This is a genomic window from Parvimonas sp. D9 (assembly GCF_035282565.1).
Taxonomy (GTDB): Bacteria; Bacillota; Clostridia; order Tissierellales; family Peptoniphilaceae; genus Parvimonas; species Parvimonas micra.
The window spans coordinates 1-253 of the sequence record NZ_JAYKBM010000206.1; the positions used below are offsets into that span (position 1 = coordinate 1).

Here is a 253-nt window from a genome sequence, read left to right on the forward strand (position 1 = left end):
ATTATTGCAGAATTTATGAAAATCTGTATTTATTAATTGTTTATTTTTTAGCTTTATTTTATCAGCTTTTTGGGCTTCTTGCCTGTCGAGCTCAATCGCTGTAACTGATTTATATTTTAATTTATGTTTTTGAAGTTGTTCTAAAAAAACACCATCACCACAACTTGGCTCAAGAATATCATAGTTTTTACTTCCATTAATGCCCCATTTTAATATAAACTCCGCAATAGGCTCTGGAGTATAAAATCCACCT

The 253-nt window shown here is 30.0% G+C and carries 1 protein-coding gene; it reads right to left on the minus strand.

The genetic code is table 11. The features are described from left to right. The coding region (locus VJI94_RS08575; protein WP_324009064.1) for a hypothetical protein at positions 1–253 on the minus strand (253 nt) is incomplete at both ends.